The sequence below is a fragment of the Edaphobacter aggregans DSM 19364 genome, assembly GCF_000745965.1.
In the GTDB taxonomy this organism is placed as follows: Bacteria; Acidobacteriota; Terriglobia; order Terriglobales; family Acidobacteriaceae; genus Edaphobacter; species Edaphobacter aggregans.
Genome location: NZ_JQKI01000257.1, coordinates 1 through 4211 on the forward strand (window position 1 = coordinate 1; position 4211 = coordinate 4211).

A 4211-nucleotide genomic window follows, 5' to 3' on the forward strand; every position below is an offset into this window, starting at 1 on the left:
ATCTCGACGAATGGTAAGTCGTGGCTGAGCGACGGTCAATTGCAGGCGGCTCGCGTGAGTTACTTGACCATGCAACGTGCCCGCTATTGCGAATGTCATGATCCCATTCACGAGAGTTCCACCGGGTGCCGTGGCCCGCGCTGCGAGTCCCCTCGGGATTGGGGCCGAGTGACGGGCAAACCTTACCTTATCGATTAGGGAAGGTTTGCCGACCACCCGGAAACTGTCCGGTGCTGGCTCGAATTGCGTTTTCCTGGCCACGCCCAACAATCGCTTGACCGAAAAGCAGCTTCTTAGCCTGCAATTGCGGTTGCGGACGATGTTCGTTCCAGCTTTGCGGGCCCTGTAGGTACTGAAAATCCACGACAGGAGTGCGTCCTATTTGCCGACCCATCCCGGAGTAAAGCGACGACAAGGGCTTTTATCGGGACCAATCCGGAGGCATTAGTCCGGGTTGCCTGACTTCAGACCGTCGAGGCCCTCACCATAGACCGTCAACTTGAAATCTTTGCTGCAGCCGCGGCCTTGCGGGCGATGAGAAGAAAGGCTTTGGCCCGTGCGTCCCTCTCCAGGGCCTCTAGATGCGGGCGAGCGGTAGAAGACTTGCCAGATTGCATTTCGATTTCACCTATCGCCAAGCGCGCTTCGAATTGGTACGGCAGGTACCCGAACTTAGTCGCTTCCGCGAGCATAGCCCGCAGATCCTGTAGCGCTTCGTTTGCTTTGCCGGTTGCAGCCCTTACCCGAGCACCGGCAAGCGCGGCGTCGAAATGCGGAGGGCGATTTCCGGTCCGCCGGGAAAGAGTGAGCGCCCGCTGAGCCGCGCCCTGGGCATCGTTGACTTTGCCCTGAGCCAGGAGAATGCGGGTGAGGACGGCGTGGGCGGCTGCACCGAACTCCGTCAGTTTTGCGTGCTCGAAGGTATCAATGGCGGCGAGCACCAGCGGTTCCGGTTCCGTCAGGCGGCCCTGTTCGAGACGGATTACCGCCATTTGCATATTGCTGATGGCCAGGTTGCTATCTTCCCTCAAGTCTCTTCGAATGTTCTGAGCTTCTTCTGCGGCCTTGCTGGCGGCTTCAAGTTGGTCCTGAGACAGCAGAACGTCTGCGAGTCCCTGGAGAATATAACCTCGGCCACGCCGGTAGCCAGTCTGGTCTACGATCTTCAGGGCCTCGTGGTATCTCTGCTTAGCGGCTTCGAGTTCACCTAACTCGCTCAGCAGGTTCGCCAGATTGCTGAGAGTGGAACCCTCGCCGCGTTTGTTACCGACTTCGCGGAAAGCTTGTAGACCCTCTTCCTGCTTTTTCCTCGCTTCTTCAAGAAGACCTAGGTTGTCGAGGACATTTGCAATATTGCCGAGCGCCCCGGCAGCGGTATTTTTGGCGCCAATCTCCTGGGCGATGGCGAGTGTCTGCTCGTAGTGACTCTTGGCGTCGTTCAGCTGCCCCAAGTTAGTCTCGACATTTCCCAGTGCGTTGAGTGCCGAGGCAATGCTTTTCTGAGCGCCGATCTGACGATAGACGGCCAGCGCCTGCTGATAGTTCTGGCGCGCGCTGGCGAAATCGCCGCGGTCGTAGAGCGCGTCCCCCGACAGTTGCCGGGTGGCGGCTGCGCCGTGGCGATCGCCTCCCTGAGAATAGAGATGCTCGGCTTCAGCAAACGCTGCCGCAGCTTTGTCGGGCTGACCCAGCCGTTCTGCAGCCCACCCTTCGCGGGCGCGTGCCTCGGCAAGCACGAGCTGCGCACCCAATACCAGTCCCTTTTGCGCCGCGCGCCCGGCTGCTTGCTGCTCCAACTTGAAGTCGCCGAGCACTTCTGCCGCCCCGGCTTCTGTGAGGTCGATTCGAGCATCATCACGTTCGGGCGCGGGCATCTTGCGCAGACGTTCCACGGTCTGAAGAGCATCTTTGGATTGGCTTGCAGACCTTTGCGCGCCCGCCAGGCGCAGCCCGTAGTCGAGATTGTCAGGGAAGAAATTCCACAAACTCTGATAGATCTCGATAGCTTTCGGCCAATCGCGGGTGACTTCGCGGTATCGGGCCTCCACGGACAGCCGTTCTTCCCGCGAGAGACTTTCGGAAAGCTCAAATGCATGCTTTGCTTCTTCCCGGGTTTTCTCGTCATATCCTAGGCGAGACCACGCATCCGACAGTGAGGCGTGAGCGAGGGCAAAGTTGGGATCGGCGGCGATGGATTTTTCCAAAAGGCCACGAGCGGCCGTGGCATCAAACACACGAAGCTTGGCAAGTCCCTCCGCGTAGAGACGGGCAGACTCCGAATTGGAAGGAACGGAAGCGCGGACCCCAGAAGCTTCTGCTTTCGAAATCGCGCCCAGGCCAAGTTTTTCCCGCAAGCGTGCTCCCATGCGCGAGACCACATCGAGCAGTTCCCCTTCGGTGCCATTTTCCGAGAGCACTGCGATGGTCTCGCCAGCAGCGGCGTCTTGCAGTTGCAAGTCAACCCGGATTTTCCCTCCATTTTCTCTTCCCAGCGCCACATAAGAACCGAGGACGACGAGATCACTGCCGAGGTGATTGTGGATGCGAGCCAATGTATCGCGACTGTAGCTCCTGCCCTCCGGGAGTGATAGGTCGAGCCTCATGCGGGCGACGTTCTCGCCCGGGATGGCGCGCAGTTGTCCGCCGGCAGCCAGTTCCGTGGTCAGCATATCTCCCAAAGCGGTGGAGATCCAAGCCTCATCGGGTTTGCCGGATACGTTTGGGAAGCTGAGGACAGCAACGGTGCGCCGTGGCTTGATGCCTACGGGACTGCTGGTTTGCGGACCGCGGTGGAGTACGCGATCTCGAATTCCAACAACGTTTAGCCCGAATGACAAGAGCAGGAAAGCACTCCCTCCAGCGAGAGCCCACGCCAGCACTCGCTTCTTTGGTGGCGAGAAAATGGGGGCGAGGCCCGTGCTCAACCGTTCGAGATCAATGCGCAATTCGCGCGCGGACTGATAGCGCCGGTCTGGATCCTTGTCGAGCGCCTTCAGAATTACGTTTTCCAATCCCACCGAGACCTGCCGGTTGATCTTGCTGGGGGATTGTGGCTCGCGGTTCAAAATTGCATCGATCAATATTGAACTATTCATTTCAGGAAATGGCCGCCTTCCGGTTGCCATTTCGTAGAGCACAACGCCAGCGGCCCAAATATCGCTGCGCGCATCGCTCATTTCTCCCCGCAACTGCTCCGGAGACATATAAGGGAGAGTCCCTATGACCTCGTGCAGTTGAGTCAGTGTGGCCGTGAGGCCGCGATCGCTGCCAAGCGGTATCAGTTGCGCCAGGCCGAAGTCGAGAATCTTGAGCCGTCTATCGGGAGTGAGACGCAGGTTTGGGGGCTTCAGGTCGCGATGCACGATGCCTTGCTCGTGTGCAGCGGAGAGCCCCTGCGCCAGTTGCGTTCCCAGGCTGAGAACTTCTTTGGTAGGGAGCGCACCGAGCGCCAGCCTGCTGTCCAGGGTGACGCCCGGAATGTATTCCGTAACCAAGAAGTCAATCTCATTCTGGCTGCCAAATTCATGTACCGTGGCAATATTGGGGTGGTTCAACTTCGCGAGCGCCAAGCCCTCTTTGCGGAAACGTTTGCGAGCAATCTCTTCGGCCAACATGCCGGCGGGAAGGACTTTGAGGGCAACATCTCGCTCCAGTTGCTCATCGCGAGCGCGATAGACGACACCCATTCCTCCAGCACCAATCTGCTCGATGAGGCGGTAGTGCCCCAGGGTTTGCCCGATGCTGGTGAACAAACGAGACATCGCCGGAATGTTAGGCCGGGTGGGGATGGAGGTCAATGCGACAGCCCAGGCGGCTAATTACGACTAGGCCTTGCTGAATCGGCTGGAGCGTACCTTCGAAGTAATCGAAACGAGACTTCACGATTAATAAAAAAGGAAGTCGGCTTACAGTAAGTGATCTCCGCACTGGCATCGATTCTGGGCGGATGACGGGCATCCATGTAAGTTTTTGTCAACAGAAAAGCACAGGATTTTCTGGGCGCGCTCAGGAGAGCGCGCTATCGGTTTGATCAGAATCTGCCGTTACGCAACAGTGCCTCTCGGCTGGTGGTTCCTGCTCTCTGCAGAACCGGACATCCATTTGCTGTCTGAGACTCCAAAGAGTCCGCACAGAAGATTGAGTTTATGTTCTCTGCCAGTCCCGAAACAAACCGAAGGGAGCCTCGGGAGTTGCCTCCGTCGCTCAGCCCG

General features: G+C 58.3%; 1 protein-coding gene. It reads right to left on the reverse strand.

What is annotated here, in order from left to right:
- Window positions 1-494: 494 nt before the first annotated feature.
- Window positions 495-3752, reverse strand: a complete 3258-nt coding sequence (locus tag Q363_RS37110; protein ID WP_051979584.1) for a serine/threonine-protein kinase — start codon at window positions 3750-3752, stop codon at window positions 495-497.
- Window positions 3753-4211: the final 459 nt, after the last annotated feature.